This window comes from Caulobacter sp., from assembly GCF_965279145.1.
Classification (GTDB): Bacteria; Pseudomonadota; Alphaproteobacteria; order Caulobacterales; family Caulobacteraceae; genus Caulobacter.
Genome location: NZ_OZ257139.1, coordinates 2,400,700 through 2,417,909, shown reverse-complemented (window position 1 = coordinate 2,417,909; position 17,210 = coordinate 2,400,700). Strand labels below are relative to the sequence as shown.

General features: G+C 65.3%; 20 protein-coding genes. 12 read left to right on the top strand and 8 right to left on the bottom strand.

What is annotated here, in order from left to right:
- Positions 1 to 164: 164 nt before the first annotated feature.
- Together ACQY9P_RS11465 and cobS are read left to right on the top strand one after the other, a co-directional pair.
- Entirely contained in the window at positions 165 to 560 is a 396-nt protein-coding gene (locus ACQY9P_RS11465) for an RcnB family protein (protein WP_421739133.1), read from the top strand.
- 74 nt (positions 561 to 634) lie between these two features.
- Positions 635 to 1,645, top strand: coding sequence for a cobaltochelatase subunit CobS (gene cobS, locus ACQY9P_RS11460; protein WP_421739134.1), 1,011 nt, complete (start codon positions 635 to 637; stop codon positions 1,643 to 1,645).
- A 229-nt stretch (positions 1,646 to 1,874) separates the two neighbouring features.
- On the opposite strand, the gene ACQY9P_RS11455 is transcribed toward cobS, so the two are convergent.
- Entirely contained in the window at positions 1,875 to 2,399 is a 525-nt protein-coding gene (locus ACQY9P_RS11455; RefSeq protein WP_421739135.1) for a MarR family winged helix-turn-helix transcriptional regulator, read from the bottom strand.
- A 65-nt stretch (positions 2,400 to 2,464) separates the two neighbouring features.
- Between ACQY9P_RS11455 and ACQY9P_RS11450 the strand changes: the two genes are divergently transcribed.
- Together ACQY9P_RS11450 and ACQY9P_RS11445 are read left to right on the top strand one after the other, a co-directional pair.
- Positions 2,465 to 3,295, top strand: a complete 831-nt coding sequence (locus tag ACQY9P_RS11450) for an MBL fold metallo-hydrolase (RefSeq protein WP_421739136.1) — start codon at positions 2,465 to 2,467, stop codon at positions 3,293 to 3,295.
- Between the two features lie 20 nt (positions 3,296 to 3,315).
- Positions 3,316 to 3,762 (top strand): cupin domain-containing protein, encoded by a 447-nt coding sequence (locus tag ACQY9P_RS11445; protein WP_421739137.1) that lies wholly within the window; start codon positions 3,316 to 3,318, stop codon positions 3,760 to 3,762.
- 25 nt (positions 3,763 to 3,787) lie between these two features.
- Here ACQY9P_RS11445 and ACQY9P_RS11440 read toward each other — a convergent pair whose 3' ends face one another.
- Positions 3,788 to 4,138: a DUF3147 family protein gene (locus ACQY9P_RS11440; protein WP_421739138.1), complete on the bottom strand. Its 351-nt coding sequence runs from the start codon at positions 4,136 to 4,138 to the stop codon at positions 3,788 to 3,790.
- A 100-nt stretch (positions 4,139 to 4,238) separates the two neighbouring features.
- On the opposite strand from ACQY9P_RS11440, the gene ACQY9P_RS11435 reads away from it, so the two are divergent.
- Together ACQY9P_RS11435 and ACQY9P_RS11430 are read left to right on the top strand one after the other, a co-directional pair.
- Positions 4,239 to 4,484, top strand: a complete 246-nt coding sequence (locus ACQY9P_RS11435; protein WP_421739139.1) for a hypothetical protein — start codon at positions 4,239 to 4,241, stop codon at positions 4,482 to 4,484.
- A gap of 230 nt (positions 4,485 to 4,714) precedes the next feature.
- Positions 4,715 to 5,194 (top strand): bactofilin family protein, encoded by a 480-nt coding sequence (locus tag ACQY9P_RS11430; RefSeq protein ID WP_421739140.1) that lies wholly within the window; start codon positions 4,715 to 4,717, stop codon positions 5,192 to 5,194.
- A gap of 57 nt (positions 5,195 to 5,251) precedes the next feature.
- Here the strand turns inward: ACQY9P_RS11430 and ACQY9P_RS11425 are convergent, their stop codons facing one another.
- Both ACQY9P_RS11425 and ACQY9P_RS11420 read right to left on the bottom strand, forming a co-directional pair.
- A complete protein-coding gene (locus ACQY9P_RS11425) occupies positions 5,252 to 5,503 on the bottom strand; it encodes a hypothetical protein (protein WP_421739141.1) in 252 nt (83 codons plus the stop codon).
- 223 nt (positions 5,504 to 5,726) lie between these two features.
- Positions 5,727 to 6,116: a hypothetical protein gene (locus ACQY9P_RS11420; RefSeq protein WP_421739142.1), complete on the bottom strand. Its 390-nt coding sequence runs from the start codon at positions 6,114 to 6,116 to the stop codon at positions 5,727 to 5,729.
- A 199-nt stretch (positions 6,117 to 6,315) separates the two neighbouring features.
- Here ACQY9P_RS11420 and ACQY9P_RS11415 point away from each other — a divergent pair, with 199 nt between their 5' ends.
- Together ACQY9P_RS11415 and ACQY9P_RS11410 are read left to right on the top strand one after the other, a co-directional pair.
- Entirely contained in the window at positions 6,316 to 6,813 is a 498-nt protein-coding gene (locus ACQY9P_RS11415) for a chemotaxis protein CheW (RefSeq protein WP_421739143.1), read from the top strand.
- A gap of 99 nt (positions 6,814 to 6,912) precedes the next feature.
- Positions 6,913 to 8,013, top strand: coding sequence for a Zn-dependent alcohol dehydrogenase (locus tag ACQY9P_RS11410; RefSeq protein WP_421739144.1), 1,101 nt, complete (start codon positions 6,913 to 6,915; stop codon positions 8,011 to 8,013).
- A gap of 101 nt (positions 8,014 to 8,114) precedes the next feature.
- On the opposite strand, the gene ACQY9P_RS11405 is transcribed toward ACQY9P_RS11410, so the two are convergent.
- Positions 8,115 to 8,420, bottom strand: a complete 306-nt coding sequence (locus ACQY9P_RS11405; protein WP_421739145.1) for a nucleotidyltransferase family protein — start codon at positions 8,418 to 8,420, stop codon at positions 8,115 to 8,117.
- Positions 8,421 to 9,356: 936 nt separating this feature from the next.
- On the opposite strand from ACQY9P_RS11405, the gene ACQY9P_RS11400 reads away from it, so the two are divergent.
- The 3 genes from ACQY9P_RS11400 to ACQY9P_RS11390 all read left to right on the top strand — a co-directional run bounded on the left by ACQY9P_RS11400 (position 9,357) and on the right by ACQY9P_RS11390 (position 12,548).
- Positions 9,357 to 9,929 (top strand): hypothetical protein, encoded by a 573-nt coding sequence (locus ACQY9P_RS11400; protein WP_421739146.1) that lies wholly within the window; start codon positions 9,357 to 9,359, stop codon positions 9,927 to 9,929.
- Positions 9,930 to 9,931: 2 nt separating this feature from the next.
- Positions 9,932 to 10,483 carry a hypothetical protein gene (locus ACQY9P_RS11395; protein WP_421739147.1) on the top strand — a complete coding sequence of 184 codons (552 nt, stop codon included), beginning with the start codon at positions 9,932 to 9,934 and terminating at the stop codon, positions 10,481 to 10,483.
- Positions 10,484 to 11,243: 760 nt separating this feature from the next.
- Positions 11,244 to 12,548, top strand: a complete 1,305-nt coding sequence (locus tag ACQY9P_RS11390) for a M20/M25/M40 family metallo-hydrolase (protein WP_421739148.1) — start codon at positions 11,244 to 11,246, stop codon at positions 12,546 to 12,548.
- 5 nt (positions 12,549 to 12,553) lie between these two features.
- Here the strand turns inward: ACQY9P_RS11390 and ACQY9P_RS11385 are convergent, their stop codons facing one another.
- The 3 genes from ACQY9P_RS11385 to ACQY9P_RS11375 form a co-directional block, all read right to left on the bottom strand.
- The gene (locus tag ACQY9P_RS11385; protein WP_421739149.1) at positions 12,554 to 13,918 is read right to left on the bottom strand and encodes a peptidoglycan DD-metalloendopeptidase family protein; all 1,365 of its coding nucleotides are present in this window, start codon (positions 13,916 to 13,918) and stop codon (positions 12,554 to 12,556) included.
- Positions 13,919 to 14,167: 249 nt separating this feature from the next.
- On the bottom strand, positions 14,168 to 14,863 hold the full coding sequence (gene ctrA, locus ACQY9P_RS11380) for a response regulator transcription factor CtrA (RefSeq protein ID WP_108490207.1): 696 nt from the start codon (positions 14,861 to 14,863) through the stop codon (positions 14,168 to 14,170).
- 413 nt (positions 14,864 to 15,276) lie between these two features.
- Entirely contained in the window at positions 15,277 to 16,002 is a 726-nt protein-coding gene (locus ACQY9P_RS11375) for a LytTR family DNA-binding domain-containing protein (protein WP_421739150.1), read from the bottom strand.
- A gap of 173 nt (positions 16,003 to 16,175) precedes the next feature.
- On the opposite strand from ACQY9P_RS11375, the gene ACQY9P_RS11370 reads away from it, so the two are divergent.
- Positions 16,176 to 17,162, top strand: coding sequence for an alpha/beta hydrolase family protein (locus ACQY9P_RS11370; protein ID WP_421739151.1), 987 nt, complete (start codon positions 16,176 to 16,178; stop codon positions 17,160 to 17,162).
- Positions 17,163 to 17,210: the final 48 nt, after the last annotated feature.

Genomic DNA, 17,210 nt, shown 5'->3' with positions numbered 1-17,210 from the left:
CCAACGCGCGACGGCCCAGCTTGGCTGCACGGCCGAAGCGGCGCGAATCCGCCGGCGCGCCAGCCACATTTCACAAATGAAACATGAACGATTGCTGATCGGGGCCGTTCATGCCGGAGCCATATCGACTTCACTAGGTTGGGGTCATCGAAAAGGAGACCGCCATGAAGCGCCTTGCCATTACCGCTCTTGCCCTGTCGCTGCTGGCCGGAACCGCCGCCAACGCCGCCGGTCAACGCCATGACGACCGTCGCGATGACCATCGCTATGAACAGAGCCGCTACGACGACCGCCATGATCGCCGCGACGACCGCCGGGATGACCGCCGGGATGACCGCCGCGACTATCGTCAGGACGAGCGCCGCGAATATCGTCATTGGGCCCGGGGCCAGCGCCTCGACCACCGCTATCGCGACAACCGCTACTATGTCAGCGACTATCGCAGCCGCGGCCTGCGCGCCCCGCCGCGCGGCTATCGCTGGCAGCGCGTCGATGACCGCTACCTGATGGTGGCCATCGCCACGGGCGTGATCGCCTCGGTGATCATCGCCAACCACTAAAAAGTGGCCCGGAGGGGGCGTCGCGGTGCGGCGCCCCCTTCCCCTACCCTAGGTCAAGGCGCTAATCCGGTGGAATGCCCGAGTTCGCCGAAACCAGCTCCGCCGCCGATCCGCTGATCACCCTGGTCCCCGACAAGTGGGTGACGCTCCGCGACGCGTTCGGCGTCGACAGCGACATGAAGGTTCCGGCCTTCAGCCATCGCGACAGCCACGTGCCGGATATCGATCCGTCGTATAAATTTGATCCGCAGACGACCAAGGCCATCTGCGCCGGCTTCGCCAATGACCGTCGGGTGATGGTCCAAGGCTATCACGGCACCGGCAAGTCGACCCACATCGAGCAGATCGCCGCGCGCCTGAACTGGCCGCTGGTGCGCGTCAACCTCGACAGCCACATCAGCCGTATCGACCTGGTCGGCAAGGACGCCATCGTCCTGAAGGAAGGCAAGCAGGTCACCGAATTCCGCGAAGGCATCCTGCCCTGGTCGCTGCAGCGCCCGATCGCCCTGGTGTTCGACGAATATGACGCCGGCCGTCCCGACGTGATGTTCGTGATCCAGCGCGTGCTCGAGGCCGGCGGCAAGCTGACCCTGCTGGACCAGAACCGCGTGATCCGCGCCAATCCGTATTTCCGGCTGTTCTCGACGACCAACACCATCGGTCTGGGCGACACCACGGGCCTCTATCACGGCACCCAGCAGATCAATCAGGGCCAGATGGACCGCTGGAGCATCGTCACGACGCTCAACTATCTGGAACACGACGTCGAGGCCGCCATCGTGCTGGCCAAGAACCCGTCCTACGACACCGTCGAGGGCAAGCGCACGATCTCGGCCATGGTCCGCGTGGCCGACATGACCCGCAACGCCTTCATGAACGGCGACATCAGCACCGTCATGAGCCCGCGCACCGTGATCACCTGGGCCCAGAACGCCGAGATCTTCGACCACGACATCGCCCTGTCGTTCCGCCTGACCTTCCTCAACAAGTGCGACGAACTTGAACGCCCGACCGTGGCCGAGTTCTTCCAGCGCGCGTTCGGGACGGATCTTCCGGAAAGCGCGGCTCGGGTGAAGGTGGCCTAAGGGCTTCCTCTCACCGCGATTTCCAAACGCCCGTCTCGCGAGAGGCGGGCGTTTTGCTTTGGCGGCGGGGGTTGGGGATGATGAGCGGACCTCTCGTTGCGCGGAGGCTCGACGAGCAGCGGTTCAAATCGCGATTTTGAAAGGCTTGGCTTCAGTGCGCCCCGGCCGGTTTGGCATGGCGACGCTGATGTCTTGCCCAGCTGGAACGGACCGCCCACGCAGCTCGACTTCAAGGCAGGTTTGAGCAGTACGACCCAACGGAGTGGGCGAGTTTCCGGAGAAGCCCCTCCAGCTGCCGCTGTTCATCCGCCGATAGCGCTGCGATCAGCTCCGCCTCCAAAGCCATATCCGCGCGGAAAGTCTCAACGGCAAGCGCCCGGCCACGCTCGGTCAGGCAGACCAGCAAGCTCCGCGCATCATCGGCCGCGGGAGCGCGGCTGATCAAATCGGCCTTGGCGAGCCTGCCGAGCCGATCCGTGAGGCCGCCCGAGGAGATCATCAGCGAGCGAAAAAGCTCGGTCGGTCGAAGTTTGTAAGGTGGGCCACTGCGCAAAAGCGTCGCGAGCACATCGAACTCCCCGCTGTCGAGGTCACGCTCCGCAAAGATCTTTTCGATTGGTCCGCGGACCGTCAGCGTGATGGCTCGCATCCGACCCAAGACCGCCATGCCGCGGGTGTCGAGGTCGGGTAGCTCCAGCGACCATTGATCCCGCCGCTCATCGATCCCGTCGCGATCGCCACTTTGTCTTGACATCGAGATATCCCTGATTATCTTGATACCAAGATAAATCCTTTTGCATTGAGTGCAAGGAGATGACGATGACCACCTCAATCGCACAGGATCCGATTGGCTGGATTTGCGAGACGTGCGGGGTGCAGTCGACGCCGTCCGTTCTGCCGCCGTCGCGTTGCCTGATCTGCTCGGATGAACGCCAGTATGTCGGGTGGGACGGCCAGCGCTGGGCCGCGCCAGCCGATCTGCGGATCTCGCAACAGGTCGCGTTCACCGATGAAGACGGTGTGACGACGCTGGTGCTCGCCCCCGGCTTCGGCATCAACCAGCGTGCTTTCCTGATCCCCCATGCCGGCGGCAACGTCATGTGGGAGTGCCTTGCAACCGTTACCGACGAAGCGGTGGCGAGGATCAATGAACTTGGCGGCGTCACCGCCATCGCGATCTCGCACCCGCATTTCTATGCGGCGATGGTTGAATGGAGCGCGGCGCTCGGTGACGTGCCGATCTATCTTCACGCCGAGGATCGGGACTGGATCCAGCGCACGTCGCCCAACATACGCCTCTGGCGCGGCGATCGCTTGGAACTGGCCGCGTCGATCGAGCTTGTCCACCTGGGCGGTCACTTCGACGGCAGCGCCGGGTTGTGGTGGACCGATGGCCCCCGAGGGGGCGGCGCGCTCTTCCCCGGCGACGCGATCCAGATCGTCATGGACCGGCGCTTCGCCACGTTCATGTACAGCTATCCCAACGCCATCCCGCTGGGACCCAGAGCGCTTCTTGATCTGCAGCGCCGGGTAGCCCCACTCGCATTCGACGACGTGTTCGGGTTCAGCACGGGCCGCCAGATGATCGGAGGGGCGAAGGCCGCCATCGACAAGTCATTCGATCGCTATCGGTCAGCGATCGCCGCCTAGCGGAAACGGAGGAACAGCCCATGTCCGACAACGCTCATGCCGTCGCCACCGAGGACATCCCCTGGGTGCCGCTGCGCGCCGGCCTTTCGATGCGACCCCTGCACTTCGAGGAGAACGGCTACGCGCTCCAGCTTCGACTGGAACCGGGCACGGTCATCGCGCCTCACCGCCATACTGGCATCACGCATGCGCTCAATCTGTCAGGCTATCGCGAGATCCTTGAAAGCGGCGAGATCATTGGCCCCGGCGACTTCATCTTTGAGCCTATCGGCAACACCGACAGCTGGCGGTGCCACGGCGACGCCCCTTGCATCATCCAACTCTCGCTCACCGGGCGCGTCGAGTACCTCGGCCCCGACGGAGAGGTTGAGAGCTATTCCGACAGCGACACGGCGCGCGAGGCCTATCTGGCCTACTGCCAAAAGCAAGGCGTGCAGCCGAATACACGCATCGTGGGAGCCCACTGATAGTCCTGTTATCAACGAGCGTCCGTTAAAGCTTGATCCCCAGCCGGGGCCCCACCGCCATCATCGCCCAATAGAGCCCGATCGTCAGGGCACAGCCGGCCAGCAGGGCGGGCCAGAAGCCCAGGCCGCGCCGCAGCAGCGCCGGGATGACCAGGAACATCGGCAGGGACGGCAGCACGTACCAGAAGGTGGCCTCGACATGGCTGGCCATGCGGACGGTGTCGCGGGTGTCGCGCCACAGCCAGATCATGCCCAGGATCGAGATCAGCGGCAAAGACGCCACCAGGGCGCCGAAGCCCGGCGACTTGCGGGCGATCTCCGAGATCGCGGCGATGATGACGCCCGACAGGGCGGCTTTGAGGATGAGGTACAACATCCCGCCGTTGTCCGCGCTCGCGCCGCTCCCGACAAGACAGGACGCCCGCAACCGTGCTGACTGGCGGCGCGTTGATGCTTCCACATCAGGAGACCAGGCCATGACCGACATTACCTACAGTATCGTCGAACACGACGGCGGCTGGGCCTACAAGCTGGGGGATGTGTTCTCCGAGACCTTCGCCAGCCACGAGGCGGCCCTGAACGGGGCCAAGCGCGCGGCGGCCGAGCAGCAGGTGGCCGGCGAGACCACGGGCATTTCCTACGAGGACGAGAAGGGCCGCTGGCGCGACGAGCTGTCGCCCGGAGACGACCGGCCCACGACCCACGTGGTCGACAAGACCTAGTGTCCCGCTTCCGAAGTTCGCAGGCGCCCGTGGCAGGCTCCGACGAACTTGGGAAGCGACGAGGCACTAGGCAGTCTATGTTTTCTAGTGCGCCTTTTGGATTTGAAGTTCGCTCAGAGGCTGATCCAGGCGCGGGCGAACTTCAAATCCAGCACACTAGCTTGACCGGGGCGGCGCCCATCTTGCTCCCGAATGTCTCGACGAGCCATTTCGAGACAAGGTCGCCGCCCATGTTCACCAAGACCAAGAACACGCCCGCCCCCGCCGCCCTGACGCTGGAGCCGCCGCGCGCGCCGACCCCCGCCCCGGCCCCGCGCCCCAAGCCCGCCTCGATGATCGCCCAGGGCGTGACCATCAAGGGCGACGTGGTCGGCGACGGCGAACTGCACCTGGACTGCGTGGTTCTGGGCGACATCCGGGTGGGCAAGCTGATCCTGGGCCCCAACAGCCGCGTCGAGGGTTCGGTGACCGCCCAGGTCATCGAGATCCACGGTAACGTGCTGGGCAGCATCACCGCTCAAGCCGTCCGGCTGTATGGCACCGCCAAGGTCGATGGCGACATCACCCACGAACAGCTGGCGATGGAGAGCGGCGCCGAGTTCCAGGGCCGCAGCCTGAAGTTCCAGCGCCAGGCTCCGACGCCCGCCGCCGCGCCGGCGCCGGTTCCGCCCATGCCGCAAAGCGCGCCCGCCCCCGTCACCCAGGGCTGATCCCTAAGCCGGCCCTTCCGGATGCGATGAAATGTCGCGCCTTCCAGCGCGGCTGGCTTAGCCGGCCGCGTTAGCCATCTTCCGCAGGCGGCGAGCCAGGTCTTCGGGCCGGTCGGCGATCTGGTCGAACAGGGCCTGGACCTCGGCCTCGCGGAAGCCGGCGGCGCGCAGCGTGCGCCAGGCGCCCGACAGCACGGCCTCGGCCACCTCCATCCGATCCTGGGTCGGCGCCCCCCGCGCGCCCAGGCCTGACAGGGCGCCCGACAGCGCGCCGTGGGACGGATCGGCATGGAAAGAGGCGGCGGACATCGGCGGTCTCCCTTGAAGGCGAGGCCACAATGTTCCTATTTTGTTCGACTCGCAAGCGCCCTGTCGCGCGGGCGTGAAAAAGCCCCGGAGTGTGGGGCTCCGGGGCTTCGCCGGGACGGATCTCGCGACCGCCCCGGGGACCAGGCTCATTCGAAACCAGATCCTTCCCCGGATCTCCCGCTCACCGAGGGATCCGAAGAATTCCGTTAAATCAATGGCCTAGCTAGCGGCAGACCGTGCGCTCATAGACCGTGCCGCTGCGGCGGTCGTAGTCGCGGGTGGTCCAGCAGTCGCGGCCATAGTCCTCGTAATAGGGCCGGGGCGCATAGTCGTAGCGCGGCGGCGGAGGCGGCGGACCATAGGCGCGCTGGCGGTGCGGACGGTCGTAGCGGTCGTTGTCGTCGCTGGCGATCGCGGCGCCGATGGCCAGGCCGATCACCCCGGCGACGATGGCCGCGCCGGCGATGTCGCCGTCGCGATCGCGGCCGCCGCGATGGTCGTAGTGGTGGCGACCGCGCGAGTCGGCCGATGCGGCGGTGGCCGACACCACCATCGAAAGCGCGGCGAGCGCGGCGGCGCCGCGGCCGATCACGGTGCTGATCCTGCGGGTCATCAACCCTCTCCCTATCGCCCGGACCCCGTCGGCGACGGGGCCGCCGAGGCCTCGATCACACCCTCTGACTTTCTGGCTGAACCGAACCTGAACGAAAGCCGGGCCCCGTTCAGAACCGGTTTGTTCACTATTTTGGGCCACGCTTGAGACGTTCGGAGGCGGCGCGCCGTCCGTGAACACTCGATCAGCGGGAGGCCTCATGACCAGCAACGTGGCGTACAAGACGGGCGAAGCCCTTCAGGTCCTGTCGTTCGAGGTTGGAACCCAGACCTACTGCGTGCCGGTCAATTCGGTGCGCGAGATCCGCGGCGTCACCCCGCCCACCCAGCTGCCCGACGCCCCGCCCTATGTGCGCGGCGTCATCAACCTGCGCGGCCAGGTCATGCCGGTCATCGACCTGTCGGCCCGCCTGGGCAAGGGCGTCGCCGAAGACGGCCCGCGCCAGGTGATCATCGTCATCGAGAGCGGCGCCGACGTCGCCGGCCTGCTGGTCGACGCGGTCTGCGACAGCTTCATCGTCAACGCCGACCAGATCAACCCGCCCCCGTCGATGGGCGAGGAGAACTCGCCCCTGGTCTCGGCCGTCATCACGTCGGACACCGGCATGACCGTGCTGCTGTCGGTCGGCCACATCATTCCCGAACGGGCCACCGCGGCGGCCGCCGCCGCCGCCGACGGCGCCGCCATCGCGGCCTGAGGCCGCCCACCCAACAATTCGAACGATTGTTCGAATAGCCCCTTCCGCTCGCCCCGGAGGGAACGCTAATCTCGCCCCAGATCCAGGGAGTGAGAACGAATGAAGGCGGCCGTGTTGCGCGAGGTGGGCAAACCCCTCCAGATCGAGACCGTGTCCATCGGCAAGCCGGGCCCGCGCGAGGTGCTGATCCGCACCAAGGCCGCCGGCGTCTGCCATTCCGACCTGCACTTCGTCGAAGGCTCCTACACCCACGCCCTGCCCGCCGTTCTGGGCCACGAGAGCGCCGGCATCGTCGAAGCGGTCGGGTCCGAGGTCCGCACCGTCAAGGTCGGCGACCACGTCATCACCTGCCTCAACCCCTATTGCGGCCACTGCGAGGTGTGCCTGACCGGCCACCTGAACCTGTGCATCAGCTCGGAAACCCGCCGGTCCAAGACCGACGAGCCGCGCCTGTTCCGCGAAGACCTGTCCGGCGCCGGCGACACGAAGATGGCCCAGTTCCTGAACCTGTCGTCCTTCGCCGAGATGATGCTGGTGCACGAGCACGCCTGCGTCGCCATCCGCAAGGACATGCCGTTCGACCGCGCCGCCCTGATCGGCTGCTCGGTGCTCACAGGGGTGGGCGCGGTGACCCACACCTCCAATGTCCGCCCGGGCGAGACCGTGGCCGTGATCGGCTGCGGCGGCGTGGGCCTGGCGGCGGTCAACGGCGCGGCCATCGCCGGCGCCGGCCGGATCATCGCCATCGACCGCGTGCCGGCCAAGCTGGAGCTGGCCAAGCAGTTCGGCGCCACCGACCTGATCAACGCCGACGACGGCGACGCGGTCAAACAGGTGCAGGAGCTGACCGGCGGCGGCGTGCACCACAGCTTCGAGGCCATCGGCCTGAAGACCACCGCCGAACAGGCCTTCCGCATGCTGCGCCGGGGCGGCACCGCCAATGTCATCGGCATGATCCCGGTGGGCGTGAAGATCGAGCTGAACGGCTCCGACTTCCTGGGCGAAAAGCGCATCCAGGGCAGCTTCATGGGCTCCAACCGCTTCCCGGTCGACATGCCGCGCCTGGTGGACTTCTACATGAGCGGCAAGCTCAACCTCGACGCCCTGATCTCGCGGCGGATCAAGCTGGAAGAGGTCAACTCGGCCTTCGACGAACTCAAGCGCGGCGAGCTGGCGCGGTCGGTGATCGTGTTTGATTGAGGCGCCAGCCTCCTGAACCCTCTCTCTTTGAGAGAGGGCGGGGCCCGCCGCCGCAGGCGGTGGGAGGGTGAGAGGTTACAGCTTGGCCGGATGGGGCGCTGTCACTGTAGCCCGAAGGCATAGACCGCGTCGCGTTCGGCGGACGGCCGCACATGGGCCTTCAGGCCCGCGCGGTCGACCACATCGACCGGCGCGGCGAACAGGCCGGCGATATATTGGGTGATGCCGACATAGTCGTAGAGATCGAGCTTCGCGGCGGGATCCAGCTCGACGAAGATGTCCAGATCGCTATCCGGCCGCGCCTCGCCCCGCGCCGTAGAGCCGAACAACGCCGCCCGCGAGACGCCCATGGCGCGCAAGGCCGCCTCGGCGGCGCGCAGAACGGCGATGACGGCGTCTCGGTTCATGCAGGGAGCGTAGCGGCAAAGCGCTCGAGGCGCGAGTAGCGGGGTGGGTGCATGGGCCCGGCAAGCGAAGGGCGGTCAAGAGGCGCATGCGCTAGATCGACAAGATCGAGGGTTAGGGTGACGGCGAACGGGTTACGATCTGGGTGACGACGCCAAAATCAGCGCTTGGGAAAAGCTTGTCCGTCGGTCCTTTCGTCTGCCGCGAGGTCAAAGCGGCGGGTCAAGCTGGAGGAAAGTCACTTGACGGTCGACGAGCTCAAGCCCGAGGAACTGGCGCGGTCGGTGATCTTGCTCGGTCGAGGGGGTGTCGGGCTGAAGCGTAGAGGCCGGTGCAAGGCTCTTGGCGCGATCCGAAGGTCCGTTTTCTGGCGCATTTATGATGACGCTCAGACTCGCGATGGTTTTGCCCCTTGAAAACGCTCTCGCAATGAGAGAGCTTTGTTAAGCGAGCCGGGGGGCATCATGCAGATCAGACAACGCGTTGTCTCGTCGAGTTTTGCCAGGGCGTTGGTCCGGGCGACAAGGCGTAGACCTACTTCAGGGCGCTACGCAGCCACACCCCTTACAGAGTTGGCGCTGAGTGTCCACTGGAGGCCTACGCCTTCTCGACTGACACGACCAAGTTCAATTTCTTCGCGATCACCGAGCACAACCGCGCCAACGCCGAGGGCGACGGCAAGCTTTCCTGCACCTCGGATGAAAAGAGCGATGCCGCTGCCGATCTATGGCGCTGCCATCCACGCGCCTCGGAAATTCACGATGATCCGCTGTACCCATAGTGTATCTCCAGCAGACTATACTTGGCTTGCCCGCGCTTGATGGAGGACTGATTATTTGTTTGCGCGCTTGCGAAGCCGAGCGCCAGTTCCTTTACATCCCGAAAGCGTCTCTCATCTAAGCGCAACGACGTTCTGACGATCAAAGGGGAATTTTATCATGGTTAAGCTGTTCTATTGGGGCTCGAACGAGTGGGGCCACGCTGCGATAAAGGCAGGCAATGAATATCTAAGCTTCCACCCCCTTAGTCGAGATAAGTCGTTCGACGAATTGGTGATCGGCGTACCATCCCGATTTGCCAAAATCGATGAGGACGAAATCGGGCGCGCCCAGACTGTTACCTCCCACTCGCTCGATGATGATCTTGTCGAAGAAAAGATCGCGAGCATGCTCTATAATGAACCGCAGCCGGTCTACTCACTAACGCTCAACAACTGCTCGCATATGGTTAAGAAGGCGCTCTTGGCTGGCTTATCCGACGAAGATACAGACTTCGTTCATCGGATTTTTGGTGAATTTCGCCAATTCAGCGGACGGCACATCGATCATTGCGGCACGATCGACGAAATCGCCGATACGTTCATCGATAGAGCAGCACAGTGGGCTGGTTTCGCTTCACGAATGCGGGGGCCAAGTCGCACAGCGGCATATCTCGCCGCAGGTTTACTCGCCGGCAAGCGCGCGGCCATTCTCTCACCCGCAGACGTCGTGCGGTTCATGCAAAGTCACTAACGATGGACAGCGGTAGTTTCGGTTCCTTCCTGACCACGATCGCGAGCCTGTCGCTCGCCGTCTTGGGTTACGTCGCCGCCCTAGAGATCAGGCAGGCCAGCCAACGCAAAGCGGAGGACGCAATAGTTATCCGTTCGATCTTCCTGATCTGCGCGGGCTGCATCGTATTTGCGCTTCTTCCGCTGGTCGGCCTGGCAGATCGGGCGATGCAAGTTGTTTTCATTACTATGTGTGGGGCCGGTGCGTTCTTTTTTGCGGCGTCGCTTCAAGCGTCGCTGAGACGGTCGGTTTCGGTGGCCTATCCATGGATTTATTGGCCACTACTGATTTCGACCGCTGCATTCATTGCAGCAATGTTCACCATTTCCCATGATCATTACGATAGACGTATTTATTGCATTCTGTTGCTTTGGTATTTTTTTATACTGCTGTTCCGATCATGGTTCTTCGTCTCATTTCTCATTGAACGTGCAGCGAGGGAACCGCGCCGCGTCGGACCTTTGCGGGGCCCCTCATCGGCTGTGGACTCTAAGACAAAAAAATCATCGCTTTAGGAGGAAGGAGCAAGGTGGGAGCCCCCGCACAGCCGACCTTCGTCGATCAGGGTCTAATTCCACCCCCGCACTTTCCATGCGGGGCTACGGAGGGTGGCGTCATGGAGAAGCTTCAGGGAGAGCAACTAGAGCCAATCGGGAAGACTTCCGCACTCTATCCCCGCACTCCGACGAGCATAGCCACCCCTCGCCCCCAGCAAATTCAACGCCCTAGCCGCCCCACCCAGCGTCACGATCCAAAATCGACGCAACACCCCCAAAAACGCCCGTAGACTTCTCCTCGCTCCATCGCATGGGGAGGGCGTCCAGCTGGCGACCTGACGGGTGGTGGGGGCGGTTGTGCGGGGCCACCGGTCGGACGAAGTCCGCGCCGGCCGGCTTAAAGTGAGGACAGGGGACGTAAACCTGTCCATCGGAGGAAGGCCAAAGCCTCCGCCCGTCCGAAGGTAAGTTCCGGGTCCTCCGGAATCGGCGTGGCTGCAGCCCAAGGCTGGGTCCGTCGCGAGGAGGAGCGCCCGGATGTGGTGCAAAGGGTTGAACGAGACCCGCGCGTGCCGGCCAGAGGGATAACAACCGTGCGGAGCGCTCCGGCCACGGCCGAAACGGTACTCCAACTACCCTCATCCGGGCCTGGCCCGGACGCTCCGCCGCCTCCCCAACTCGCCGCTCAAACCGGCGAGGCTGCGAACCCGTGTCCGCCCGGATGACACCCCGGGCCGCGCCCCCTAGTGTGCCTGGGCCAGTCAGGGACTCTCATCGCATGATCCATACGCCTTACCGCCCAGCCTGCCTGCTCGCCCTGGCCGGGGCCCTGATCGCCGCGCCGGCTATCGCTGCGCCCAAACCGGATCATGCCAAAACAGTGGGCAAGATCGTCGCCTCGCCCGCCTTCAAGGCCGCGACCGCGAAGCTCGCCGCCGACTTCGACCGCACGGTGGCCGACATCGTCACCCTGACCCAGATCCCCGCCCCGCCGTTCAAGGAAGAGGCCCGAGCCCGGGCCTATCTGGAGATGCTGAAGGCCCACGGCCTGAGCGACGTGGCGATGGACGCCGAGGGCAATGTGACCGGCGTGCGGGCCGGGACGGCGACCAAGGGCAAGGGGCCGTTCGTGGTCATGGCCGCCCACCTCGACACCGTCTTTCCCGAGGGCACCGACGTGACCGTGCGGCGCGAGGGGACCCGGCTGATGGCCCCCGGCATCGGCGACGACACCCGCTCGCTGGCCACCCTGCTGGCCTATATGCGGGCCCTGGACGCGGCGGGGATCAAGACCCGCAGCGACATCCTGTTTGTCGGCAATGTGGGCGAGGAAGGCCCCGGCGACCTGCGCGGCGTGCGCTATCTGTTCAACAAGAGCCGCTATGCGGGCCAGATCACCGCCTTCTTCTCGATGGACGGCTCGGACGCCTCGCGGGTGGTGGATCGCGGCACGGGGTCCAAGCGCTATCACGTCGCGTTCAACGGACCGGGCGGGCACAGCTATGGCGCGTTCGGGACCGTCAATCCGATGACGGCGATGGCCCGGAGCGTGGTCGATCTCTATGCGGTGCAGGTTCCCGCTGATCCCAAGACCACCTATTCGGCCAGCGTCACCGGGGGCGGCACCTCGGTCAATTCGATCCCCAATGCGGTGTTCATGGAGTTCGACATGCGCTCCGAAAGCGCCGCCGAGCTGGCCAGGCTGGACAAGACGCTGATCGGCATCCTCGACAACGCGGTGGCCGGCGAGAACGCGGCGCGGTCCACGCGGTTTGGCAAGATCAGCTATGAGCCCAAGGTGATCGGCGAGCGTCCGGCCGGCGGCACGCCGCCCGACGCGGCCATTGTGGGGCTGACCGACGCGGCGATCACCGCCCTGGGCTTCAAGCCCGAGCATGACGCCTCCTCGACCGACTCCAACATTCCCATGAGCCTGGGGATTCCGGCCGTGACCATCGGCTCGGGCGGCAAGGGCGGCCGGGCCCACGCCCTGGACGAATGGATCGACGTGGAGAAGGGCGAGAGCCTCAAGGGCATGCAGGTGGGCCTGGCGGCCCTGCTGGCGGTGGCGGGGGTGGACTGACCTAGCTAGCGCAGGGCCGGGGCGGCCTTCAGGCTGGCCAGGGCCAGCTTGGGGGTGTCCTCGCTGGTGGCGATCGAGCCGCCGTCGGCCAGCATCCGGTCGATCCGCGACTTCTTGGACTTGAACGAGGCCAGTTCGCCGCCGCCCAGGATCGTGCCCTGAGGCACCTTGGCGCCGATCGGGTTGACCCGCTGGCCCTTGAGCCAGACCTCGTAGTGAAGGTGCGGGCCCGAGGCCAGGCCGGTGGAGCCCACATAGGCCACGACCTGGCCCTGATGGACGCGACTGCCGGCGTGGATGCCCGGGGCGTAGCGCGAGATGTGGCCGTAGCCGGTGTCCCACTGGCCGGCATGGCGGATGCGCAGCCAGTTGCCATAGCCGCCCCAGCGCTTGGCCTCCAGCACCACGCCGTCGCCGGCGGCCAGGATCGGCGTGCCGGTGCCGGCCCCGAAGTCCACGCCCTGGTGGGCGCGGGTATAGCCCAGAACGGGATGCCTGCGCATGCCGAACACCGAGGTGATCCGGGCCCCATCGACCGGGGTGCGCAGCAGGAAGCCCTTGATGTTCTTGCCTAATTCGTCGAAGAACTGGGTCTTTCCGTCGCGCTCGAAGGCGTAGAAGCGCTGGCCCTTGACCTCGGCATATTCCAGGTCGCCGGCCTCGACCGTGCGGCCGCTCTCGGTGACCTTGCGGTCGAACACCAGGCAGAACCGGTCGCCCTCGTGGATATCCCGCGAAAAGTCGATCTTGTGCGAGAACAGCTTGGCCGCCTCGCTGATCACGGCCGGCGTGCCGCCCACATTGGCGACGCTCGCATAGAACGAGCCGTTCATCTCGCCGCAGGCGACCTTGGTCTCGTCGGTGACCTTTTCCTCGAGCTCGCGCAGCTTCAGCGCGCCGTCGAAGGTGCGCGAGACGGTCAGGGTCGAGGACGGGCCGGTGCGCATCGACAGGCCGATCAGCCGGGCCGGGCCACGCTCGCTGCGGCGCTGGGCGATGGCGGCCTCGAAGGCCATGCCGGCCTTGATGTTGACGGTGTCGATCGCGCCCTGAAGCTTGGCCACGACCAGGCGGGCTTCTTCGGGGGCGACGCCGGCGCGCTGCACGGCGCCTTCCAGGGTCTCGCCGGGGCGGACCTTGACGGGGATGCTCTGCGGGCGGTCGAAGCCGGGCTGGGCCTCGGCGCTGGCGAAGGCCACATGCTGCAGGGCGGCCACGGCGGCGGCGTCCAGCGGCGCCTTGACCAGCGGAGCCTCGACGTCGGCGGCCGTTAGCTTCCAACCCAGGCCTAGGGCGGCCAGACCGGCGATGGCCGTGAACACACGCGGGGCCAGACGGAGCGTCGGGCGTCGCGGGTCAAATTCCTGCATCGGTCCCCCTTCGGTTTCGATGCCGCGCAAGGTCAAAATGACACGGCTGAGAAGCCCCCCAGCAATCGTCGCGCCGGAAGATGGCCAATGCCCTCTTCACCGGCAAGCACTATTCGGTGCTTCGACCCTTTTGTCACGGGCAAGGCCGGGGAGCGAACCCAGACTGGGCTCAACCCCATGATTGATAAAAGAAAAGCGCCCGCCTTGCCGGCGGGCGCCTGTCCGTGTGCGAAGAACCGTCGCGGTGGCTTAGGCGGCCGCGACCTGCTCGTTCGGGTCGCGCAGCACGTAGCCGCGGCCCCAGACCGTTTCGATGTGGTGCTTGCCCTGGGCCGAGGCCGCCAGCTTCTTGCGAAGCTTGCAGATGAAGACGTCGATGATCTTCAGTTCCGGCTCGTCCATGCCGCCGTACAGGTGGTTGAGGAACATCTCCTTGGTCAGGGTCGTGCCCTTGCGCAGGGAGAGCAGCTCCAGCATCTGATATTCCTTGCCGGTCAGGTGAACGCGGTTGCCGTTCACTTCCACCGTCTTGGCGTCCAGATTGACGATGATGTCGCCCGTCTTGATGACCGACTGAGCGTGGCCCTTGGAACGACGGACCACCGCATGAATGCGGGCGATCATCTCGTCCTTGTGGAAGGGCTTGGTCATGTAGTCGTCGGCGCCGCCCGAGAAGGTCTTGACCTTCGTGTCGATCTCCGAGGAGCCCGACAGGATCATGATCGGCGTGTTCACCTTCGCCACCCGCAGGGTGCGCAGAACATCCAGGCCGCTCATGTCGGGCAGATTGAGGTCGAGAAGGATCAGATCGTAGTCGTAGATCTTGCCCAGATCGACGCCTTCTTCACCAAGATCCGTCGTATAGACGTTGAAGCCTTCAGACTTCAGCATCAGCTCGATGGTCTGCGCTGTCGCGCTGTCATCCTCGATCAACAGTACGCGCATGAGCCCCTCCACGCCACTCGGTGGCGTTATTCGACGTCTCGGCGAAAGCCGCCTGATTAACCCTGGCTGCACTTTGCGGCGAGTTAATTTAAGACTGGTTAATGGTGAATGATCCCGTTGGCTGAATGGTTAATCTGATTTGCGAATCGGGTGCAAGCGGTCGCTGAGTCGCGGCTGCAAATGACCGGGGATGGTTTTCAAGCCCCCGAAACCGACTTCCTCCGCCCTACGAAAGGGCTGAAACCCAGCCCGGGCGGCGGTTCCCAAGGTCAAGCTCGACCCTGCCGCGGACACCGTCGGCGTTAGGCATTGCGGCGCGATTGCGGCGTTCTGTCGCTAGGATTTTCGCGGCCCTTTCGGCCTGGCCAGGAGGTTCGCGAGACGGCCCGCGACAGGGCGTCGCAACGCGGAAATTAGTCTTGCGCCGACAGCCAGCCAACCTGGCGAAGCCTGGCCACGGAAGCGCGGGAGACCGGCGCGCGCAGGCCGTTCGACAGCCGAAGCTTTAGATTGCGCCCCTCGACCTCGACGCCGACCACGGCGCCCCGTGACACCCACCAGGAGCGGTGAACGCGCATGCCTTCCAGGTCGCCGACATTGGCGATGACACGCTCGAAAGGCCCAGCCACCAGCCGCGAGCCGGCGGCGGTATGGATGCGGACGTAGTGATCTTCCATGCGCAGGCACAGCACCTGGCCCAGGGCCAGCGGCTCCGCGACGGCGACCTCGGGCGGCAAGCGTCCGACCGCTGGGCGGCCGGGCGTCCGCCGACGCACGCGCAGCAGATAGTAGGCGACGACGATCGGCGTCGATATCGCCACGCATTGGCCGTACCAGCGCAGCGCACCGACGATTTGCCGCAACTCAGGCCAGAGCGTGACGGCAACCCAGCGCGACAGCGCGCCCTGGATCAAGCTGCCCAGCAGAATGACGCCGGTCACCACCACCCAATCGGGCGCATGGATCTGGCGGGCATAGGCGATCAACAGTCGGGTCAAGCAGCCGAACACCACCGTCCCGCAGACGATGTTGCCGATCCAATAGGCGATCCGCAGCAACGGCCCGCCGTTGAAGTAGCTGCCAAACGGCCCCATCAGCCCCAGCAGAAGGCCGATCGCCACGCTGACCGCGAGGTCCATCGCCCAATCGCGAGTGGTCCCCATCAACGGTGGTCTCGAAGTTTCAGCGAGCATGGACCGACTTATAACGACCGTTCGCCCAGTCGCGAACCCGTTGGCCCATTCGCGAAATCAGCCTGGCGACCGACCGACCGTCGCCGCATCAGCGACATCTCGTAACCTTTGAGGTCCTCATGTCGCTTCGCTCTTCCATCGCCGCCCTGGCCCTGTCCGCCGGGCTGGGCGCCTCCCATGCCCTGGCCGCCAATGCCGGCTTTACCGTCGTCTCGGTTCCTGACCCGCAAGGGGCGCCGATCACCGTGGGCGTCTGGTATCCGACCGAGGCGGCGGCCAGACCCATGGCGCTGGGGATCGGCGATCAGACGGCGGCCCCCGGCGGTCTGCTGAAGGGCGATCACCTGCCGCTGATCGTCATGTCGCATGGCAATGGCGGCTTCTTCGGCGGACATGCCGACACCGCCCAGGCCCTGGCCGAAGCCGGCTTCGTCGTGGCCGCCCTGACCCACACCGGCGACAACTACGCCGATCAGAGCAAGGCGACGGACATGGCCAACCGGCCCCGGCAACTGTCGGTGCTGATCGACTACATGCTGACCGCCTCGCCGATGAAGGCCGCCATCGATCCGCGAAGGGTCGGCGCGTTCGGCTTCTCGTCGGGAGGCTTCACCGTGCTGGCGGCGGCGGGCGGCAAGCCCGACCTGTCACGCGTCCTGAACCACTGCCGGGCTCATCCCGACTTCTTCGACTGCAAGCTGACGGCGTCGCGTCCGCTCCCCATCAGCGCCCTGCTGCCAAGCTGGACCCATGATGAGCGCATCAGGGCCGTGGTCTCGGCCGCCCCGGCCCTGGGCTACAGCTTCAGGGATCTGAGCAGGGTGACCATGCCGGTGCAACTGTGGCGCGCCGCCGACGACCAGATCCTGCCCGATCCCGAATATGCCTCGGCGGTCAAGGCGGCCCTTCCCAAGCCGCCGGAATATCATGTGGTTCCAGGCGCCGGACACTTCGACTTCCTGGCGCCCTGCAACGATCAGGGCAGAGCCACCAATCCCGACATCTGCACAAGCGCCCCCGGCTTCGACCGTGCGGCGTTCCACCACACCTTCAACACGGCCGTTACGGCGTTTTTCACCGCCAACCTGCCCCCGACACATCCCTAATTTCACAGCTGGTTAACGCTGTCGGTCGAGGATGAAACCTCACGTCCG